The 18,607-nt window shown below is 71.3% G+C and carries 15 protein-coding genes; 10 read left to right on the top strand and 5 right to left on the bottom strand.

Annotation, left to right across the window (positions count from 1 at the left end; all coding sequences use genetic code 11):
* Nucleotides 1-15 precede the first annotated feature (15 nt).
* Together AB0J16_RS32820 and AB0J16_RS32815 are read left to right on the top strand one after the other, a co-directional pair.
* Nucleotides 16-1,236, top strand: a complete 1,221-nt coding sequence (locus AB0J16_RS32820) for a DUF6055 domain-containing protein (RefSeq protein WP_358546467.1) — start codon at nt 16-18, stop codon at nt 1,234-1,236.
* Nucleotides 1,233-1,712, top strand: coding sequence for a discoidin domain-containing protein (locus AB0J16_RS32815; RefSeq protein WP_358546464.1), 480 nt, complete (start codon nt 1,233-1,235; stop codon nt 1,710-1,712). The genes AB0J16_RS32820 and AB0J16_RS32815 overlap by 4 nt, the downstream gene beginning before the upstream one ends.
* Nucleotides 1,713-1,764: 52 nt before the next feature.
* Here AB0J16_RS32815 and AB0J16_RS32810 read toward each other — a convergent pair whose 3' ends face one another.
* Nucleotides 1,765-2,718, bottom strand: a complete 954-nt coding sequence (locus AB0J16_RS32810; RefSeq protein ID WP_358546461.1) for a hypothetical protein — start codon at nt 2,716-2,718, stop codon at nt 1,765-1,767.
* Nucleotides 2,719-3,008: 290 nt separating this feature from the next.
* Here AB0J16_RS32810 and AB0J16_RS32805 point away from each other — a divergent pair, with 290 nt between their 5' ends.
* The 4 genes from AB0J16_RS32805 to AB0J16_RS32790 all read left to right on the top strand — a co-directional run bounded on the left by AB0J16_RS32805 (nt 3,009) and on the right by AB0J16_RS32790 (nt 11,096).
* Nucleotides 3,009-3,941 carry an ABC transporter ATP-binding protein gene (locus AB0J16_RS32805; protein WP_358546458.1) on the top strand — a complete coding sequence of 311 codons (933 nt, stop codon included), beginning with the start codon at nt 3,009-3,011 and terminating at the stop codon, nt 3,939-3,941.
* Nucleotides 3,938-4,642, top strand: coding sequence for an ABC transporter ATP-binding protein (locus tag AB0J16_RS32800; RefSeq protein WP_358546455.1), 705 nt, complete (start codon nt 3,938-3,940; stop codon nt 4,640-4,642). The genes AB0J16_RS32805 and AB0J16_RS32800 overlap by 4 nt, the downstream gene beginning before the upstream one ends.
* A gap of 150 nt (nt 4,643-4,792) precedes the next feature.
* The gene (locus AB0J16_RS32795) at nt 4,793-8,173 is read left to right on the top strand and encodes an FtsX-like permease family protein (RefSeq protein ID WP_358546453.1); all 3,381 of its coding nucleotides are present in this window, start codon (nt 4,793-4,795) and stop codon (nt 8,171-8,173) included.
* 91 nt (nt 8,174-8,264) lie between these two features.
* The gene (locus tag AB0J16_RS32790; protein ID WP_358546451.1) at nt 8,265-11,096 is read left to right on the top strand and encodes an FtsX-like permease family protein; all 2,832 of its coding nucleotides are present in this window, start codon (nt 8,265-8,267) and stop codon (nt 11,094-11,096) included.
* A 161-nt stretch (nt 11,097-11,257) separates the two neighbouring features.
* Here AB0J16_RS32790 and AB0J16_RS32785 read toward each other — a convergent pair whose 3' ends face one another.
* The 3 genes from AB0J16_RS32785 to AB0J16_RS32775 form a co-directional block, all read right to left on the bottom strand.
* Complete coding sequence (locus tag AB0J16_RS32785) at nt 11,258-12,118, bottom strand: SDR family NAD(P)-dependent oxidoreductase (protein WP_358547194.1); 861 nt, start codon at nt 12,116-12,118, stop codon at nt 11,258-11,260.
* 107 nt (nt 12,119-12,225) lie between these two features.
* A complete protein-coding gene (locus tag AB0J16_RS32780; protein WP_358546448.1) occupies nt 12,226-12,804 on the bottom strand; it encodes a helix-turn-helix domain-containing protein in 579 nt (192 codons plus the stop codon).
* 45 nt (nt 12,805-12,849) lie between these two features.
* Nucleotides 12,850-13,467 (bottom strand): TetR/AcrR family transcriptional regulator, encoded by a 618-nt coding sequence (locus AB0J16_RS32775; protein ID WP_358546445.1) that lies wholly within the window; start codon nt 13,465-13,467, stop codon nt 12,850-12,852.
* Between the two features lie 241 nt (nt 13,468-13,708).
* Between AB0J16_RS32775 and AB0J16_RS32770 the strand changes: the two genes are divergently transcribed.
* From AB0J16_RS32770 to AB0J16_RS32760, 3 genes are read left to right on the top strand one after another with little or no spacing between them, the layout of a single operon-like run.
* The gene (locus AB0J16_RS32770) at nt 13,709-14,281 is read left to right on the top strand and encodes an RNA polymerase sigma factor (RefSeq protein ID WP_358546442.1); all 573 of its coding nucleotides are present in this window, start codon (nt 13,709-13,711) and stop codon (nt 14,279-14,281) included.
* The gene (locus AB0J16_RS32765; RefSeq protein WP_358546439.1) at nt 14,274-15,440 is read left to right on the top strand and encodes a CU044_5270 family protein; all 1,167 of its coding nucleotides are present in this window, start codon (nt 14,274-14,276) and stop codon (nt 15,438-15,440) included. Before AB0J16_RS32770 ends, AB0J16_RS32765 begins: the two co-directional genes overlap by 8 nt.
* Nucleotides 15,437-16,333, top strand: coding sequence for a CDP-alcohol phosphatidyltransferase family protein (locus AB0J16_RS32760; protein WP_358546436.1), 897 nt, complete (start codon nt 15,437-15,439; stop codon nt 16,331-16,333). Before AB0J16_RS32765 ends, AB0J16_RS32760 begins: the two co-directional genes overlap by 4 nt.
* 557 nt (nt 16,334-16,890) lie before the next feature.
* On the opposite strand, the gene AB0J16_RS32755 is transcribed toward AB0J16_RS32760, so the two are convergent.
* On the bottom strand, nt 16,891-17,694 hold the full coding sequence (locus AB0J16_RS32755; RefSeq protein WP_358546433.1) for an NBR1-Ig-like domain-containing protein: 804 nt from the start codon (nt 17,692-17,694) through the stop codon (nt 16,891-16,893).
* Between the two features lie 428 nt (nt 17,695-18,122).
* On the opposite strand from AB0J16_RS32755, the gene AB0J16_RS32750 reads away from it, so the two are divergent.
* Nucleotides 18,123-18,476, top strand: coding sequence for a hypothetical protein (locus AB0J16_RS32750; protein ID WP_358546430.1), 354 nt, complete (start codon nt 18,123-18,125; stop codon nt 18,474-18,476).
* Nucleotides 18,477-18,607: the final 131 nt, after the last annotated feature.

The following is an 18,607-nucleotide window of genomic DNA, read 5'->3' as shown; positions in this document are numbered from 1 at the left end:
GCTCCGCGAGCTTCCATGAACGTTTCACCGGCATCGCGTGGCTCACCGGCCGGGCCTCAATCCCCGTACCAGTTCGACCCCGACAACATGCTCGGCCAACTGGAGAACCTCTACTCCTTCTACGTGAACACCATGAAGTTCACGCCCGAGATCGGTCTGCTGGCCCAGTACAAGATCATTGTCATCGTCACCACGACCTGGTCGAACGCGCCGCTCGACGCGTGGGCGACGGGCGGCTCGACCGACGGCAAGGTCGGCGTGATCAATATCGCCCCCGGGGCCGCGCTGCCCGGATCCTGGGGTCTGGCGCACGAGCTCGGGCACGTGATCCAGAACTACACCTTCCTCGGCAGGCCGGGCTACGGGCTCGTACATCCGAGCGCGGGGACGTTCTGGGAGGCCAGCGCCGAGTTCATGGCGATGCAGGTCTATCCCAAGACGGTCGCGGGCGACCTGACGAGGTTCATCCGTACGGAGAACCTCGCCTACAGCAGCAGCCGGCACCACTACGGGGCCTGGATGCTCCTGCAGTACATCAAGGACCGCGACGGCCTGGCCATGTTCAACCGCATCTGGAACGAGGCGCGCGACACCGAGCACCCGTTGGAGGTCTACCGCCGCATCTCCGGCATCGACCAGGCCGAGCTCAACCGGCGGCTGGGTGAGTACGCCCAGCGGAACGTCACCTGGGACTACACCAACCGCGCCGACATCATGCCCTTCATCAACAGCCTGTATCCGTTCGTCACCGCCTACAACGGGGTGGCGGTGGAGGCGGTCAACGCCGCGGCCGGCCACTTCCGCGTCTCCGACGCGCTCGCGCCCTCCGACTACGGCTACAACAAGATCCGCCTCGTCCCGAGCAGCGACGGCGCCCTGATCCGGATGCGGTTCAGGGGGCACATCAACTCCGCGGCGCAGTCGGGATGGTCGTACGGGTTCGTCGCGGTGAAGAATGGCACGCCCCGATACGGCCCGATATCCAGCTCCTCGAATGGCGAGGTGACGTTCCAGACCCAGCCGGGTGAGAAGGATGTCTATCTCGTGGTCGTCGGCGCGCCGGCGTCAGTGCACAAGTACGCCTTCCTCGATGGGTATCCGCGCAACTACCGCTATCCGTACCAGTTCCGTCTCCAGGGCGCCACGCCGTGGGGCTTCGAGCCGGGACACGTACAGCCCGCCGCGCCCGCAACCCCGACCGCCGCTGCGACAGCGGCGGCGGTGAGGCGGACGTGAACCCGTCCCACCCCATCTTCAGCGACGCCGACCTCGCCTTCGGCGGCGGTGGCGGCGATCCCGATCCCACACCGGTCAACCTGGCGACGAGCGCGACACCTTCGGCCTCCTACACCTCGCCCTGGGAGAGCGTCGCGGCGATCAACGACGGCCTCGTCCCCTCCCCGCGCTGGGGAACATGGCCGGAAACCGGCTCCCAATGGGCCGAACTGACCTGGTCCTCGACCCAGGCCATCAAGTCAGCCGAGGTCTATTTCTTCGACGACGGCGGCGGGGTGCGCGTCCCCGCCTCGTGGAAGCTGCAGTACTGGAACGGCTCCGCGTACGCGGACGTGGGCGGGGCGAGCGGCTACGGGATCGCGGCCGACACCTATAACAAGGTCACGTTCAACGCCGTCAACACCACCCGGCTGCGGGTCGTGCTGCAGAGCGGTCAGGGATCTGTCGGGCTGCTGGAGGTACGCGCCTTCGGCTGACAAGTTCAGGGTGTCGCCGTTGGCCCGGACGAGGCCAACGGCGAACCGTGGGTCAGCGGCCGCTGCCCGCTACGAGGCCGGAGTAGTTGGCGAGCACCTTGACCTGATCTGGTTTGCCGCTCTTCGGGGGGATGTGGGCGGCGACCTGGAACAGATCGGTGATCTTCATGTACGTGTAGTACTTGCCGCGCAGGATTCCGCTGTCCTTCTGGAAGACGTAGTTACGCTCCGGGCCCTGCCGCACGTCGTAGCGGATCGTGCGCTCGATCGTGGTGAAGGTCAGGGCTCCGCCATCGGTGGTGCGCAGCGTGTACGACGGGTAGCGGGTGACCGGGCGGGCAGCGGACGAGATGCGCGCATACTGGGTCATCCTCTGACGCGTCTTCGCCGCCCCGGTGGTGATGCTGTCGGCGGCGAAGAGGCTCTTGTCGGTGGCGCTGCCCTTGCCGACCATGTGGGCGGCGTACTTCTTCGCGAAGTCGGCGGGCGACATCAGCAGACCGGTTCCGTCCGTGGGGCCGACCGCCGTGGCGGCGCCCGAGGCGTCAGCGGCGATCGCGGGCAGTTCATCGGTGGTGGTGCCGTCGAAGGCGTCAGGGGAGTACATCTGCCGCCAGCCGTCCCCCTGCCGGGCGAAGAGCAGGTACGTCGGCTCCTTCGAGGTCGTCGGCTTGCGCTGCCAGTGTGCCGTGGCCAGGAACCAGGGCTGCTGCCCGGCGGCCGGCGCGCGGAACGCGGCGCCCGTGTAGCCGAACGGCTGGTACTTGATGGTCTTGCGGAGGATGCGGCTGGAGGCGTAGCTGGCCTTGTCGATGGCGAAGCTGGAGCCGCCTTCGTAGCCGGCCAGGAGTTCGTCACTCCGGGCCTTGTTGGCGGCGTTGTTGCGCTTGACGTAGTCCGCGAGGACCGAGGCGGCCTCCTGGTCCGAGACGGCCCGAGCCGGCTTCGGGGCGCTGCTCGCGCTGGGTTTGCCCGTCGCGGCGGGGTCCGCCTTCGCGCCGCCCATGCCTGGCAGGGTGGGCAGGGCGGAGCATCCTGCGAGCAGACACCCTGCCGTGACTGCGCTGATCGTCCAGCCGTACCGTCGCACTTTCTGTACCTCTAACCACTATGGGACTAAAGGGCACAAAAGTAGCAGTAGGGATGTCGGGTGCACGATTGGGGACCGCGGTTCCGGGCAGTCGGTTACGGCTCATTCGCGGGGCGTGAGCGCTCACAAGTGTCTGTTGGCCGGGCGGAGGGGGACTCTATAGAGTCTGGCCAGAGATGAGCGCGACTCCGGTCCGGAGGAGGGGGATGTCCATCAAGCCGCTGTCCCTGCCGCAGCCACCTCAGAAGGCGCCGGAGTTCGGGCGGGACGCGCTGATCGTCTGCGAGAGCCTGGTGCGGATCTACCAGTCCGGGTCGGTCGAGGTGCAGGCGTTACAAGGGCTGGACCTGCTCGTGGACAGTGGCGAGATGGTCGCCGTCGTCGGGGCGTCGGGGTCGGGCAAGTCGACGTTGCTGTCCATCCTCGCCGGGGTCGACGCCCCCACCGCCGGGCGGGCGCGCGTCGACCGGTGGAACCTGCTGGCGATGTCCCGGGCCGATCGTGTGCACTACCGGCGGCGTACCGTCGGATTCGTCCGGCAGCAGACGGCCGGCAACCTCGTGCCCTACCTGACCGCGCGGCAGATGATCGACCTGCCGATGACGGCGGCCCGCACACCGGCCCGCAGGCGCCGGGCCCGCGCCACCGAACTGCTGAGCGCCCTCGGCATCGCCGACTGCGCCGACCGGCGTCCCGCGCAGCTGTCCGGCGGGCAGCAGATGCGGGTCGCCATCGCGGTGGCCCTCGCCAACGAGCCCCGCGTCCTGCTGGCCGACGAGCCGACCGGCGAGCTGGACACCGCCACCTCCGCCGAGGTCTTCGGGACGTTACGAGAGGTCAACCGCCGGCTCGGCGTCACCGTCGTCATCGTGACCCATGACTCCGCGGTCAGCGGCCAGGTCGAGCGGACCGTGGCGATCCGCGATGGACGCACCAGCAGCGAGGTACTACGCCGCACCGCCACCGGCGCCGACGGCGACACGCACATGATCGCCGAGGAGTACGCCGTGATGGACCGTGCCGGACGGGTCCAGGTGCCGCGCGACTACCGGGAGGCGCTGGCGCTGACCAGGCGGGTTCGACTGGCGCTGGAGGCCGATCACGTCGCGATCCGCCCTGACCTCGATGGGGCCGAATGAGCGCCGGTCCGGCCGACAGGCCGCTGCTCGCCGTGCGCGGCGTCCATCGGCGCTTCGGCAGCGGGCCGACCGCGGTCCACGCTCTGCGGGACGTGTCGTTCGACCTCGCCGCGGGCACCATGGTGGCCCTCATCGGCCGGTCCGGCTCCGGGAAGACCACATTGCTGAACGTCATCGGCGGTCTGGACCGTCCGGACTCCGGGACCGTACTCGTCGACGGTACCGACGTCACAGCCCTCGACGAGGACGGCCTGTCCCGGTTACGGCGGGAGAAGGTCTCCTACGTGTTCCAGACGTTCGGCCTGATCCCGGTGCTGTCGGCCGCGGAGAACGTCGGCGCCCCATTGCGGCTGGCGCGCCTCCCTGCGGCGGAACGCGAGCGTCGGGTCGAGCTGTTGCTGGAGCTGGTGGGCCTGGCCGACCACGCCCAGCAGCGTCCGGGTGAGCTGTCCGGCGGCCAGCAGCAGCGGGTGGCGATCGCCCGGGCCCTGGCCGCCTCTCCCCGGCTGCTGATCGCCGACGAGCCGACCGGGCAACTGGACGCCGAGACGGGTCTGTCGGTGATGGCGCTGCTGCGCGGAGTCGTGGAGTCCGAGGGCGTGACGGCGCTGGTGTCCACGCACGACCCGACGATGCTCGCGCTGGCGGACCGGGTGATCCAGATCAACGACGGGCGGCTGGACGGGCGGGACGCGTCGTGATCGTCCAGTTGCGACGGGCCGTTGGACGGGCGGGAGGCCTCGTGATCGTCCAGGTACGACGGGCCGTTGGACGGGCGGGAAACCTCGTGATCGTCCAGAAATGTGGGCCGCTGGACGGGCAGGAAGCCTCGTGATCGTCCAGAGCCGCCCGTGCTGAGGTTGCTCGCCTACCGAGCCCGCGCGCAGTGGCCGCTGCTGGCCGCCCTCCTGGCGGTCGCCATGGTGGGCCCCACCCTGCTGGGCGCCTGCGCCCTCCTCGTCACCCGCACCGCCGAGCAGGCGCTGGAGGCCGCCGCGTCCCGCGCCACTCCCGACCAGGTCGACGTCACCGCCTACACCGTCACCATCCGCGGACCGGACGCGCGATCCGTCGCCGACGACACCCGCCGCGTGCTGACCTCGGCGCTGGCCCCGTTCGCCGTGACGACGGCCGCTCGCGCGTCGTCGGTGATGCGGTCGCTGCCGACGACGCGGGCGGGTGGCGACGGCGTACCCGCTGAGACCTACCTGTCGGGCGTGGAGGACCTGCCGGCCCGCGCCGCGTTGGTCACGGGACGCTGGCCGCGTGGCGCGGCGGCCGACGCGGCGCACCCAACCGTGCCGCAGAAGGCCGACGCGGCCCGCCCCGCCGTGCCGCAGAAGGCCGACGCCGCGCACCCCGCCGTGCCGCCGATGGCCGACGCGGCCCGCCTTGCTGTGCCGCTGGAGGCCGTCGTGCTTGAGCCCACCGCGCGGCGGCTCGGCCTCACGCTCGGCAGACGCGTCCGCCTCGGCGCGGAGCTGGGCGACGACCCTGCCCGGACGGTCGATGTAACCATCGTCGGCGTCGTACGCCCGCTGCCGGGCACCGGCTGGGACCGGGACCCCCTCGCCGCCACCGGCTACGACCTCGCCTACCGCGACGGCCGCTCCGTGCGGCCGGTCCACGCGTACGGGCCGTTCATCGTCGACCTCGCCGCCCTGCTGGCCGGCGGCTCCACCATCGACCGGCTGGAGATCACCGCCCATCCCGACCTGTCCGCCCCCACCCGCCGCGGCCTCGACACCGCCGCCGAGTCCGTGCTCGGCGCCGACCGCCTATTGGCGCGTACCCTCGGCGACCGGGTACGGATCGAACGCGTCGCCTCCCGGTTGCCGTCGACCCTGCTGTCCGCCCGCGACCAGCAGCAGGTCACCGCTGCGGCCGTACTCACCGTCGCCGTCCTCGGCATCGTCCTGACCGCGACCGCCCTCGCCCTCGCCGGCCGGCTCACCGCCGGCGTGCGCGCTGAGGAGACCGCTCTGCTGTCGGCGCTGGGCGTCAGTCGAGGGCAGTTCGCCGCCGCCGCCGTCGTCGAGGCAGGCGCACTCGCCGTTCTGGCCGCCGCGCTCGCGATCCCCGCCTCTTCCGTCCTGCACGCCGGTCTGACCCACCTGCCGCCGCTGGCGGAGGCCGGGCTCACCGTCCATCCGGTCGTGACCGGCGTCCATGTGCTCGCCGTCGCGGGTGGCGCGCTGGCGCTCGCGGCGGTGCTCGTCGCCCTCTCGGTGCGGCCCACGCCCGTAGGCGGCGACCGTCGCCACCGGCGCGAACTGCTGGCCCGCTCCGGGGCCGATGTGCTGCTCGTGGCGTTCGCCGTCGCCGGCTGGTGGCAGCTGCGTGATCAGCCCACCGGCTCGGGGTCCTCCGTCGACGCCATCCGCGTGCTCGCTCCCGCGCTGCTGCTCACCGCCGGCTCCGCGCTGGCGCTGCGCCTGGTGGTGCCCGCGCTGCGCGGCGTCGAGCGACTGGCGCGCCGCGCCCGTGGGCTGACGCTCCCGCTGGCCGCGTTCGAAGCCGCCCGTCGGCCGCAGGCGGTCGCCGCGGGGCTGCTGATCGGCCTGGCCTGCGCGGCCGCCACGTTCGGGGTCGGCTTCGACGCCACGTGGCAGCGCTCCCAGCATGACCAGGCCGACTTGGCCGTCGGCACCGATCTCGCTCTCACCCTCTCCGCGCCGCCGGAGGCCGGACAGGGCGCGGCTGTCCGCGCGGCCACAGGAGGCGCGGTGAGCCCGGCCACCAACCGTGGCGTCGCGGTCGGGCAGTGGCTCGGCAACGCCGGCGACGTACCGCGGCTGGTCGCCGTCGACACCACCCGCGCCGAGTACTTGCTGCGCGGCCGGCTGAACGATGGCCGCAGGTGGACGGACGTCGGCGCCGGCCTGGCGCCGCCGACCCGCGCCACCGGCGTCCCCATCCCGAAAGGCGCCGCACTGACCCTCACCGGAAAGGCGACCGGTACCGGGAAGACGACCGGCACCGGGAAGGCCACTGGCACAACCCCGCTTACCGTTACCCCCCGGCTGCTGCTGCAGGACGCCACGGGCTTACGGACCCCCTGCGACGGCGCGCCCATCCCGCTCGACGGCAAGGCGCATCCGCTGCCGACCTGCGCGACCGTCGAAGGGCTGCGGTTGGTCGCGGTGTCCCTCCCGTTCGCGCCCGATCTGGGGAACGTCGGCTTCGGCTACTCCGATGCCCTGGCCGAACTGCCGGCCGGGGCCGGCGACAGCCGCGTCGCCGTCACCCTCACCGTGCCCGAGGCCCCAGCCTCCACCGGTGTGGCGTCCGGGTCGCCGTGGAGCGCCACCTCCGTCGAGCCCGCCCCCGGCCAACTCGGCGATCCGGCCGTCGCCCTCGCCCGTACCCCGGCCGGTGTGCAGCTGAAGATGACGACGACCGTCGGGCTCAAGGGCCCCCCGGACGCGGCCCGAACCCTGGTCGCCACCGCGTTCCCGGCCACGGGACCGGTGCCTGTCGCCGTCTCCACCCGCTTCGCCGACGAGGTCGGTGCCCATCGCGGCTCCCGGCTCAATCTCACCGTCGGCCTCACCCCCGTCCCGGTCAGGGTGACCGAGGTGCTGCCCACGGTTCCAGCCGCCCCGGGCGCCGCGGCGATCCTGGCCGACTCGGACGCCCTCTCCCGCGCCCTCGTCGTCAGCGGCAACCTCGACTTCCCTGTGGACGCCTGGTGGGTCGGCAACCCCACCCGGGCCGACGCCGCCCTACGCGTCGCCGCCCTCCGCCTCGGTGCCGTCACCACGCGCGCGTCCGAGACCGCCCGCCTCACCGGTGGCCCCCTGCGCGCCGGACTGCCGGCCGCGCTCCGGCTGCTCGTCCCGGCCACGGCCCTGCTGCTGCTCGCCGGTGTCGTCCTGCATGTGACCTTCGACCTCCGGACCCGCGCGCTGGAGGTGGCGCGGCTGCGGGGCCTGGGGATGACCCGGCGGGAAGTACGTGCCGTACTGCTCGGCCAGCACGTCGGTGTCCTGCTGCCCCTGCTCGCGGCAGGGGCGGCCGTCGGCGCACTCGCCACCCGCGTGGTCGCGCCCCTGCTCGTCCGCTCCGAGACAGGCGCCGTCCCCGTGCCCGCGGCCCTGCCCGTCTGGCCGTGGGTCGCCGAGGCCGGCTTGCTCGCCCTGCTGCTGGCCGGGTGCATGCTCGCGGTGACCGCCGTGGTCGTCGTACAGGCCCGCCGCGTCGACGTCGCGTACCTGCGGGTGGCGTCGTGAGGCACATGCGGGCACAGGTCGGGAAGCATCTGCGGGTGGCGTCGTGACGCACATGCGGGCACGGCCTCGTGAGGCATCCGCGGGTGGTGTCGTGAGGTGGCGCGCCCGCCTGTGGCCGGCCGGTCGCTGGTGGCCGCCCGCCCTGCACTGGCCCAGCATCCGTGGGCGCGCCCGTGCCGACGCCGGGTCGCTGCTCCTGGCCGCCGCGGTCGTGGCGGTCGTCACTCTGCTCGCCGGCGTCGTACCGCCGCTGCTGCGCGCGACCGCCGACGAGGCCGTTCAGGACGGGGTCCGCCGCGCCGGCGGCGACGGTGACGTCCTTGTTGAGGCCCGTATGGAACGCGATGACGGGCCCAACGGCGGACGCGTCCGCGCTCCCCGGCTCGCCGAGGACGTCGACGACTTCCGCGACAGGGCGACGGACGAACTCGGACCCGGCCTGCGGGCCGCGCTGCGTCCGCCCGTCGCCACCGTCATCAGCCCCACGCTCAAGATCACTGATGGCAGCGTGCTGCGCACCTTCCAGCTCGCCTACCTGGCGAAGGGCGAGGGCGCCGAGGGTGGCCCGCACGTGACCTGGATCGCGGGTGGTCCGCCTCGGCCCGCCGTCCCTGAGGCGGACAACCACGCAGAGGTTCCCGTCACGGGGGCGCCCTGGCCGGTGCAGGTCGGTCTGTCGGAAGCGGACGCCGACGCGCTCAAGCTGCGTCCCGGCGCGCGCATCCCGCTCAAGGACGACGCGGGAGGCGTCAAGAAGGTCCTGGTCAGCGGCATCTTCCGGGCGACGGATAGCACCGATCCCGCCTGGGGATCGGCCCCCGCGCTGCTGCGTCCCGTCTCCGGCGCGGATGGTGTGGGCTCCACCCGATTCGCCGGCCTGCTGTCACCCGACTCCCTGCCCGATGCCCGCCTCGCCTTCGACCAGGACGCGCTGCGGCGCGTCGTCCGGTTCACCCCCGACCCGAACCGGATCACCTGGGACTCCGCCCAGGCGGTCTCCGCGAAGGTGGTCGCGCTCAAGGCGACCTCCGGCTCCTCCGGCGCCCTCGACGGCTCCCTGAAGTGGGAGACGGGGCTCGACGGCGTACTGCGGAACATCAGAACCCAGGTCGGCGCCGCGTCCGCGCAGGCGTCGGTCCTGCTCACCGGCGTGCTGGCCGTCGCGGTCCTGGTCCTGCTGCTCGCCGCCGACCTGCTGGTGCGTCGCCGCGCCCCGGCACTGGAGGCCGCACGGCAACGGGGCGCGGCCCTGCCGACGCTCGGTGCCGAGTTGCTGGTCGAGTCGGCCGTGGTGGCGCTGTCGGCCGCCGCGGCCGGGCTCGCGCTGTCCCGCGCGGTCGTCCCGGGCGCCTCCTGGGAGTGGGTGGTCCCCGTGGTGCTCACCGCCGTCGTCGCCGGTCCGGCATTCGGTACGCTCGCCGCCGCCCGCGCCACCCGCGACCGGCGGGTCCCGGCCAACCGGACCGCGCGCCGCTGGGCCCGTCACACCGTCCAACTGCGCCGCGCCGCCCTTGAGGCCGCGGTACTGATCGCCGCGGTGGCCGCCTTTGTCGCGCTGCACCAGCGCGGAATCCTCCCGGCCGCCTCCGCCTCCGCCCCCGCCCCCGGCGCTGGCGCTGGCGCCGACGTGGCCGGTCTGGGGCTCGGGCTGGGGGATGGCGGACCGCTGCCCGCGAGCGCGCCCGTTCTTGGCGTTCTCGTCGGCGCGCTCGTCCTGCTGCGGCTGCTCCCCGCGGGGCTGGGTCTGGTGCTCAAGCGGGCCTTGCGCTCACGCCGTCCGCTGGCGGTGTTCGGCACCGCGCGGGCGGTCGCGACGTCCGGGCGTGCGCTGCCGCTTCTGGTCCTGGTGACCTCCGCCGCCTTGGCGTCGTTCGCGCTCACCCTGGACGCCACCGCCGCCGACGGCCTGGCCGAGGGCGCGTGGCGCACCGTCGGCGCCGATGCCCGCCTCGACGTCGTCCCCGCCGCGGCGGCCTCCACGCCTGCCCTGTCCCGGCGCATCGCCGCCGCGCCAGGAGTCCGGCAGGCCGTCGCCGCGCAAGTCACCGACCGGGCGCGGGTCGTCGCCGGCTCACTGGTCGTCGCTCCGCGTCTGGTGATCGTGGACGCCTCCGCGTTCCGGCGGCTGCTCGCCGCCACCCCGCTGCCGGACGCGCCGGCGCTCGCCCGGCTCGGGGCGACCGGTCACGGGGACGTGCCGGCCCTGGTGCGCTCCGGCGACGGCGGCCTGCGGCCGGGCATGCGGCTGGAACTGCTCCGGGACGGTGCTCCGGCCATCCGGCTCATCGCCGTCGGTACGGCACCCGCCATCGGCGACGCCGGTGACGTCGTCCTCGTGGACGCCGCTACCCTCCAAGCCGCGGGCATGCCCTCCGTACCCGACACGGTGTGGGTGACCGGCCCCGGAGCGGCGCGAGCGGTCGCCGCGAGCGGCGTCGACGCGGACACCGTGCTGCGCGAGGACGTGCTGCGCGCCCGCCGCGCGGCGCCGCTGACATCGGGGCTGCTGACGTTGGCGTGGGTCTCGGCCGCGACTCTGCTGGCCCTGGGGCTGCTGGGCCTGGCTCTCGGCGCTTCCGCGAGCGCGCCGGAGCGATGGCAGACCCTGACTCGGCTGCGTACCCTCGGCCTGCGGCCACGGGACGCCCGGTGGATCGCCGCGGGGGAGTTGCTGCCGCCGGTGATGGTCGCCGCCGTGGTCGGTCCACTGCTCGGGGTGCTGCTCGCCCGCCTGATGCTCGGCTCGCTCGCGCTGCGGCTGCTCACCGGGCAGGCCGCCGACCCGGCCCTGGTGCTGCCGTGGTGGCGGCTCGGCCTGGTGACCGTCGCGTTGCTGGTGGCGGTCGCCGTCGTGGTGCCGATCGAGTCGGCGCTGCGGCGCCGCCGGCGGCTGAGCGAGGTGCTGCGCGCGGGCGACGGATAGCCGGCGCCCGCGGCCTGGCAGGCGCCCTTCCTGCGCCAGACGTGCTTCGTTTGAGGCTCCTTTGAGGATGCCCTTCACTGTGTTAGCTCCCTCAAAGAGGGCTCAAACGATGGGCGATCAGTTGTCGGACCGTGGTTCGGCAGGGGGCGAGGTCGCGAAACTCAGGTGAGGGTAAGGGGAGCCAGTTGCCGGCTGAGATTGAGGACGGCCTGGACCGTTCGGGGGTCGCGGCTGGCGCGGAAGGGGGCGACGGGTCGGGCCTCGGGTCCGATGACCAGGCCGGTCTGCCCGTCCAGTGAGGCGTCGGTCGCGGCGAGGATCGACGGCTGGGCGGCCACGGACGCCGGGCCGGAGGTGGCGCGTTCGAAAGTACGGCGGACCAGCGGCCAGAGCAGGCGTAGACCCGGCGAGACGATCTTGGGTGAGCGCATGGTGCCGTCGGTCATGTCGGTGGCGGCGCCGCCAGGGTCGGCCGCGAAGACCGAGATGCCCGTGCCTCGCAGTCGCTCGGCCAGGTCCAGCGTGTACGCGAGGTTGGCGAGCTTCGCCCGGCCGTACCAGTGAAAGCCGTAGTAGCCGCCCGGCGGCTCGACCGCCGCGAAGGTGCGCTTGGCGACCCTGATCGAGCCAGAGGTGACGTTCACGATCCGGCTTGGCCCGCCGGCCTGGAGTGGTGCCAGTAGCAGCTCGGTCAGCAGGTAGGGGGAGAGATGGTTGACGGCGAACGTCGCTTCGATCCGGTCCGTCGTCTGTTGCCGGTCGGAGAACATCGCCCCGACGTTGTTGATCAGAAGGCTCAGCGGTCCCTCCGCTGCCAGCCGGGCTGCGAGCGCTCGTACGGCGTCGAGCGATGCGAGGTCGGCCGCCACGAATTTCGCCTCCGCTCCGGGAACCACGGCGCCGATTCGCTCGATCGCTTGGGCGCCGCGCTCGGCGCTCCGGCCGACCACGGTGACTGCGTAACCGGCCGCCGCCAGCCCGATTGCGGTTTCCAAGCCGATTCCGCCGGTCCCCGCCGTCACTACCGCCCATCGAGTCACGGTCCCGCCCTTCGTCGCCTAATCGGATAACTATCCGGTTTCCTTGGCGTACCGTAGCACAAGCGGATAAATATCCGGTTATTGGAGCTTCAGCGCGGCGGGCGCAGGCCCTCAAGGAGGACGTCGAGGTAGAGCTCGGCGTACCTGGGGTCGTCGTCACCGGAGCGGACCGCGTGTTGGACGCCGCAGAGCAGGCGGCGGATGTCGTCCGCCTCCAGGCCGTGCCGGACGGCGCCGGCGTCACGGGCGCGATCGAGCAGTTTCTCGATGGCGCGGTCTAGCTCGGTCTTCATCGCCGAGGTCTGTGCCCCAGCGTCGCCGGCGGATTCGAGCACGGCAGCGAACCCGGCGTCGTCCAGCGCGCGTCCAAGCGCGAAACGCAGCAAGCGGTGCAGACCTGTGAAGGCATCCTCGTCGGCCGCCGCGTTCTGCGCCTCGGTGACGAGCTGCTGGAAGCGTTCGGCGGACAGCGCCTCCAGGAGCGCGTGGCGGTTGGGGAAATGCCGGTAAACGGTCCCGACACCCACCCCCGCGAGCCGGGCGATGGTGTTCAGCTGGAGCGAGTCGTCACCTGCGGCCAGCTGTTCACGGGCGACCCGCAACACCCGTGCGCGATTGCGCGCGGCGTCCGCGCGCAATGCTGTCCCCTGTCCGGCCTTCGGTGCCACAGGATCAGCCTAATGAGCTTTTCAGTGTTCACAGGCTCGGCCCGATCAGTTGGCGAGGCCCAGAAGGCGTCCGAGCAGTTGGTGCATGTGAGCGCGGAAGCGCCGCAGTGCGTCGGGGTCGTCGGGGCGGCGGCGTTGTCCTGTCGTGTCGAGGATCCCGCTCAGTGAGAACCCCTGGATGCACCAGACCATCGTGTACGTGGTGAGCTGCGCGTCGGCGTGTACGGGGTCCGCCAGGGCGGCGATGCTGTCGACGGCGTACTGGGCCAGCGGCTGAGCGGAGAGTGACTCCAGTTCTTCGATGTCACTGGCGTCGGAGAGCCATCGGTGCATCCACAGCGCGGGAACCTCGGGATGCTCGACGCACAGGTCGATGTAACCGTCGATGAACCGGTGGAGGGCGGCCGGCCGCTCCTCGGGTGCGGCGGCCTTCAGTTCGCCGGCTCTCTTGTCGATGACGGCCGAGAGAACCTGCTGAGCGCGCTTCATGACCGCCAGGTAGAGGTGGCGTTTGGTGGGGAAATGCGGGGTGATGGCGGCCGTGGTCAGCCCGGCGGCCTCACCGATCTGACCTATGGAGACGCCGTCGTGGCCGAGCGCGGCGAACAGTCTGGTCGCGACCCGCAGGATGAGCTCCCGCTCGTTCTCTTCTGGAGAGGCCATGGACGCGACCATAGGACCGCGCTGTCGCCCGGCCTACCGCTCGATCGGCAAGGGCGGGTAAAAGTCCGAGCGGCGGAGCGGGCCGCCCGCCGTACAGGCATTTAAGGGACGTCAGGGGATATTTCGGGAAACTTCGTGTTGATTTTGAAAGAAGTGTGAAGAGGAGGCAAGGCTTCGGCGGAATAGAGGTGTACCCCACAGAAGGGACACCATGCGAATGGCCGCTCCCCCGGACGTGCCCGTGACAGACGATGACGCCGCGCTCATCGAGCGGTCATGGCACCACCCGGAAGCGTTCGCCGTGCTCTACGACCGCTACTTCGAAGAGATACACCGGTACGTCTCCGGACGGCTCGGCACCCAGATCGCCGATGATCTGGCCGCCGAGACGTTCCTGGTGGCGTTCAGGAAACGGCAGACGTTCGACTCCGCTCGCGGTGCCGTACGGCCTTGGCTGTACGGGATCGCCACCAACCTGCTCGCTCAGCATCGAAGGAGCGAAACGCGCAGGCTGGCGGCTTTTCAGCGGGCACCCGCCGGCGAAGTGGCAGACGACGGGCACGAGGACAGGGTGACGGCGAGGGTGGCCGCCGCGAACGCACAGGGGCGGCTCGCGACAGCGCTTGGACGTCTCTCCGCGGGTGATCGCGACGTGCTCCTCCTCGTCGCGCTCGCCGACCTCACCTATGAGGAGGTCGCGCATACGCTCGACATTCCGTTCGGGACCGTCGGCTCCCGGCTCAACCGGGTGCGTAAGAAGCTCCGCAGAGCCCTGGGCGGCATCAATCCGATGATCGGAGGGTTCGATGGATGAGCTGAACGACCGCCCGGACGAGCTGGCCGCCGTACGCGATCTCCTCTCGATGCCCGGTCCTTCGTCCGAGGTCGTCGACTCCGGCCGAGCCAGGCTGCAGGCGGCGCTGGCCGCGCCACCTCAAGCTCCTCAACGAGCGCCTCAACGCGTACCGGTTCGAAGAGCACGGTCGCGGTGGTGGGCGCCGGTCCGTAACGGGTTGATCGGGGCGGCGTCGGCGGTCGCGCTGGCGCTCGCCGTGGCCGTGCCCTCGAACTCGCTGATCGACCTCTCGCCCGTTCCGGCCGTGTCCGCCTCCGCTCCGCCGACCGCCAGGCAGATCCTGCTCGCCGCGGCGATCGCGATGGCCACGGCGCCGTCCGACGGCGCCTACTGGCGCACCAGCGTCGTGACCGGGCAGCTGATCCTCGCTCCCGATCGCCGGTACGTCGTCAAGCGCCAGTCCACCCGTCAGACGTGGCTCACCAGGAAGAACGGCGCGCAGGATCGCTGGACCGGCCGGTACCTCGGCGCGCGACCGGCGACGCCCCAGGACGAGGCCGCGTGGCGAAGCGCCGGGTCGCCGAGCCGCTGGCAGTACCCGGCGGACGTGACCGGCCTGGGCCGCGTCTCCCCGCAGGCGCTGGTGGAGGCGGCGCCCGGTCCGCCGCAGGGTGGACCGCACCGCGTCGGATGGCGGAAGGCGGACGGCATCCTGACCAAGCAACTGGTCAGCTGGACGGCCCTGAGTACGATCCCGAGCGACTCCACGGCGCTGCGCGCCTTCCTCGTGACCCACATCGCCCGGGAGAACGGCGCGTATGTCGGGCGCGAGATGGAGGCCGAGCTGCGCGAGAGCTGCCTGGAGATCATCACCGGGCTGCCGGTCCCGCCCGAGGTGCGTGCCTCGGCGTACCAGATCCTGGCCTCGATGCCCGGCATGAAGCCGGAGGGCGCGGTCACCGACCCGCTCGGCCGGGCCGGCCAGGCCCTGAGCTACCAGGTGATGAGGGACGGCCGGCTCAGCGACGAGCGGCTCGTCATCGACGCGGAGAGCGGGCTGCCGCTGGCCACGGAGACGAGGAGCGTCAGCCGGGTGGCCGACGGCCGAGACGTCGAAATTGGCTCTTTCATCGCATATCAGCAAATCGGATGGACGGACGAAGGGCCCGCACAGTGACAACCTTCACTTTGGACGACGTGCGTACGCTGACCTACAAGGCGCGGGACGCCTGGTGGACGGTGTTCCTGGTCGATCCGCTCGCCGGTCGTCTGGTGGTCGGCCTGGCGAACCGTACCGCCATCACGCCGAACCAGATCACCTGGGGCGCCTTCTTACTCGGGCTCGGCTCGGCGGGCTGCTTCCTGATGGCCGACGGTTGGGCATGGCTGGCCGCCGGCGCCGTCCTGTATCACCTGAGCTTCGTGCTGGACTGCGTGGACGGCAAGATCGCCCGGCTCAAGGGCACCGGCACCGTGCTGGGGGGCTGGCTCGACTACGTCTTCGACCGCATCCGGGTGCTCACCTGCGCCCTGGCGCTCATGTGGGGGCGCTTCGAGAGCACCGGTGAGGAGTTCTACCTCGTCCTCGGCATGCTCGTCGTCTTCCTCGACATGCTCCGGTACGTTGACGCGCTCCAGATCGCGAAGGTACGCCGCCAGATGCGCCGCAAACTGGACGAGGCGATCGAGCAGGTCACCGGCGTCCCCGCCGTCTCCTTGGAGCAGCCAGAGACGGGTCTCGAATCGGGCGAGATCCGCTCCGCCGACTCGGTGGACCTGCAGCAGAACTTCCGCGCGCACTTCGCCTGGTACATCCGCATCCGCGACTGGCTGCGCGACCACCGCGTCCGAGCTCATCTGATCAGCGGCATCGAGTTCCAGATGGCGGTGTTCATCGTCGGTCCGCTCACCGGGTGGATCGTGCCGGTGACCATCGGCACGGCGGCCCTCCTGCTGGTCTTCGAGGCCGCGATCATGTTCAAGCTCTACCTGTCCTCCCGGGACCTCACCCGCGCACTGGCGAAGATCCGCTCTCGGCCCACAGCACCGTTGGCTCAGCCGCAGGGCTAGCGCGTGAACCCCCGCCCCCGATCACCCGATGTCGGGGTTCCTCGGTCGGCGTCGACTCGTCTGTGCGGCATGGGATGTGGGCCGCGTGGGAAGCCGCCGGTTGGGGCATCCGTGGACGGAGCCGACACCTCGGTCGGGACACTCGATCGGGCAGTTGTCGGGTGCGGGGGGAGGTGCGGGCCGTGGGATGAGCCGGCCCACTCAGAAAGGGGTACGGCGGCGCGGGGCTCGTAGGTTCATCCACCACCGGAAAAGTTGGAAAGTGCCGGTTCGGGGGCGGCGATGCGGAAGGCGGGGCATCCCTCATAATTCGGCCAGTGCGACCGCCCTTTCCAGGACGCGCCGGGCATCCTGCGGTGAACGTCTGCCCAGGCCGCAGGCGGGGGAGACGTCCACCGTACGAGACAGGAGGCTTTCCACCGTGCGGAGGATCTTCCGCTGGTCGTCCACTTCCTGAGCCTCGCGGACGAGGCCGGCGGCGAACCTGGTGTCCGGAGGCAACGGGGCGAGGGATTCAGAGCCGGTCGACGGCTGAGAGCGCCTTACCAGCAGGTCAGTCAGGGCGCGCTCACCCGAACGTCCAGGAACACCGGCCGCTTGTCCGGGAACAGCTCCCGGCCCTGCGCATCGGTCATCTTCCAGTAGATGCGGCAGTTGCCGGGTTTGTCCGGAGCGCGGACCTGTACCGCGATGTCCGCGGTCTGGCCAGGTGCGGTCGGCGGGATGGGCACCGATTCGGGGGATCGGCAGGGGCCGGTGTTGATACGAGCCAGACGCCTGCCCGCCCAGGACGTCGTCCCGATGTTGCGAATCCGCCACACCTTCTTGAACGACGAGCCCGGCCGCACTTCCGAGCCGTCCGGGTACGTGATGTCACCCACGAATGCGGAATCATCCTTCGCGGGCGTGCTCGCCGTCGGCGGCGCCGGGGGATCATCCTGGGTCGCGTTCGTCGTCAGATAGAAGCCGCCCAGGCCGACCAAGATGATCGCAGTCGCGATCATGGCGCTGATGAGGACGCGGTTCCGCCGCGCGAACGGCACCGGAGCTTGGACGACTTCGGTTGCGATGGTCGGCGGCGCCGGCGCGGGCTCGTCGTCAGTGGACGGGACCGCCTTCGCGCTCTCCCAGAGCTCCCGCCACTCCCGTTCGGTCGCCTCGGGATCACGCCCCAGCCGATCAACCGCGAGGACCCGGACGAACTCCCACGCGGTCTCCCAACTCGGCAACTTCCGCCCCTGGGCCGCGCTGGCCAGCGACGACTTCGAGGCCGCCGCGCCGAGCCGAGCGGACATCTCGGCGTACGAGGGATCGCCGGCTTCCTCTTTCAGCTTCAGGAGCCGGTCGGCGAAGGCCCCCACCGCGCCCGAATCCGGGTCAGGACGTTTCGGCTGCCGCCCCCGACGCTTACGATCCTGAGCCTGCACCCCGGCCCCACTTCCCCCCGTTCACGCTTCCCTCCGTTCGATCGCGACACTGCCGACGCCTCCGCATCTGGCAGTGCCTTCCCAAATTATCTGACGCGACAAGTCAACGATCAGTTCAGATCACCGCAGGTCGACGCCCGGGCGTGATTTGTCCAATGTCCAACGTCGGCCCCGTGGCGCAGCCTTGGACAAAGATCGCTGGCCGGCCCCGAACCCCTGATGGCATCGTGGCGGAGGTTCCTCGGCGAACACACCCGCGCGGCACCGGCGCCCCCCAAGCGCATCTCTCCTAAGCGCGTTGTCCTCAGCTGCCTCGCCTCAGCGAAGTGACCGCATCACTCCAGAAGAGAAGGAGATTTCTCATGTCCACCCGTTCTCGTTTGGCGAGCCTGCGTACCCGAGTCGCCGTCGTCGCCGTCGTCGCCGCCTCGTCCGTCGTCGTCGCCGGACTTGGTGTCGGCCTTGGCGCCGCTCCGGCGGCGGCGGACGTCCATCGCGGTGTCAGTGGCTGCTTCGCCTGGTCCTGGGGAGACGGCAACAGCTCCGTGACGGTGTACTGGCACAACCGGTGCGGCAACAAGCGCAAGCTGAAGATCAAGTACAGCCTCGGCTGGACGTACAAGAACTACACAGCGGTGGTCAAGTCCGATGGGAAGGGCCATAAGAGGTTCCAGACCGCTTCGATCGTGTCCATTAAGGACGGAGGCCGCGCCTAGCCTGCGGGGGCAGGCGCTTGGGGGTGGGGGGGGGGCCCCCGCCCCCCCCCCCGCCCCCCCCAAACCCCGAAAAAAGGCCGGTTTTAGGGCCGGCCGGCCCCGACCAAACCGCGGGGGATAAGGAATAGCGC

Source organism: Nonomuraea sp. NPDC049750, assembly GCF_040659625.1.
Lineage (GTDB): Bacteria > Actinomycetota > Actinomycetes > Streptosporangiales > Streptosporangiaceae > Nonomuraea.
The sequence above is the reverse complement of the archived record's forward strand: the minus strand, read 5'-3'. Positions and strand labels throughout refer to the sequence as shown.

What these genes read in the sequence shown, in the direction of transcription:
- AB0J16_RS32820 (WP_358546467.1), top strand. Translation starts at nt 16, where the DNA reads ATGAACGTTTCACCGGCATCGCGTGGCTCACCGGCCGGGCCTCAATCC.
- AB0J16_RS32810 (WP_358546461.1), bottom strand. Translation starts at nt 2,718, where the DNA reads ATGGGCGGCGCGAAGGCGGACCCCGCCGCGACGGGCAAACCCAGCGCG.
- AB0J16_RS32805 (WP_358546458.1), top strand. Translation starts at nt 3,009, where the DNA reads ATGTCCATCAAGCCGCTGTCCCTGCCGCAGCCACCTCAGAAGGCGCCG.
- AB0J16_RS32800 (WP_358546455.1), top strand. Translation starts at nt 3,938, where the DNA reads ATGAGCGCCGGTCCGGCCGACAGGCCGCTGCTCGCCGTGCGCGGCGTC.
- AB0J16_RS32775 (WP_358546445.1), bottom strand. Translation starts at nt 13,467, where the DNA reads ATGGCCTCTCCAGAAGAGAACGAGCGGGAGCTCATCCTGCGGGTCGCG.
- AB0J16_RS32765 (WP_358546439.1), top strand. Translation starts at nt 14,274, where the DNA reads ATGGATGAGCTGAACGACCGCCCGGACGAGCTGGCCGCCGTACGCGAT.
- AB0J16_RS32750 (WP_358546430.1), top strand. Translation starts at nt 18,123, where the DNA reads ATGTCCACCCGTTCTCGTTTGGCGAGCCTGCGTACCCGAGTCGCCGTC.